This is a genomic window from Vibrio sp. YT-19(2023), assembly GCF_033337395.1.
In genome coordinates this window covers 1-985 of the sequence record NZ_JAWOQN010000190.1, presented here as the reverse complement: position 1 = coordinate 985, position 985 = coordinate 1, and the positions used below count along the sequence as shown (strand labels likewise).

Annotated in this window: 1 protein-coding gene; it reads left to right on the top strand. The window is 47.6% G+C overall.

All coding sequences use genetic code 11. From position 1 onward, the window contains the following. The first annotated feature begins 10 nt into the window (after positions 1-10). Positions 11-931: an IS5 family transposase gene (locus R7E78_RS24795; RefSeq protein ID WP_012196880.1), complete on the top strand. Its 921-nt coding sequence runs from the start codon at positions 11-13 to the stop codon at positions 929-931. Positions 932-985: the final 54 nt, after the last annotated feature.

The window sequence follows — 985 nt, the reverse complement described above, 5'->3', positions numbered from 1 at the left end:
TCGTAGCCTCATGCCTAAACCTCGTTACAAAACAACTAACTGGACGCAGTACAACAAAGCCTTAATAAACCGTGGTTCTCTGACCTTTTGGATTGATGAGGAAGCGATAGCCGAGTGGAAGCAAAACAAACAAGGCAAGCGCGGCAGACCTCGCCAATTCAGCGACTTAGCCATTACTACTGCACTGATGGTGAAACGCATATTCTCTATGCCGTTGAGAGCACTGCAAGGATTTCTAGACTCGGTATTTAAGCTGGCTAACATCCCGCTAGTTTGTCCCCACTACACCTGTATAAGCCGTCGAGCTAAGGAAGTTGAGGTTTCATTTAAAACTAAAACCAGAGGTGCGATACAACACCTAGCCATTGATGCCACTGGCCTCAAGGTTTATGGCGAAGGCGAATGGAAGGTCAAGAAGCATGGTACTGACGGGAAGCGTAGGGTTTGGCGTAAGCTGCATATCGCAGTAGATACTAGCACCCACGAAATAGTCGCAGCAGAGCTGAGCTTATCTAACGTAACCGATGCCGAAGTACTTCCCAACTTGCTTAAGCAGACACGTCGTAAAATCATTGAGATATCAGGCGATGGTGCTTATGACACAAGGAATTGCCATGATGCCATACGGCTCAAGCGAGCTGTTCCGCTTATCCCGCCACGAGAAGGGGCAGCCTTCTGGGAACGAGGACATCCTCGCAACTTAGCAGTGGGTTGCCAGAAGCTCTACGGCTCTAACAAGAAATGGAAAAAGCGGTATGGTTATCATAAGCGCTCGCTCTCAGAGACAGCAATGTATCGGGTAAAACAGTTGTTAGGTGGGAAATTAAGCCTGAGGGACTACAACGCTCAAGTTGGTGAGACTTACGCTATGATCAAAGCGCTGAACAAGCTTACAGGGCTAGGTATGCCTGAAACTCAGTATGTTGTTTAAGAACTGAACAACATGGGGCTACCATGTCTTCTCATCGAATTAAGCAACAAAGCC

Coding starts and splice junctions, on each gene's coding strand:
- R7E78_RS24795 (WP_012196880.1), top strand. CDS start 11: ATGCCTAAACCTCGTTACAAAACAACTAACTGGACGCAGTACAACAAA.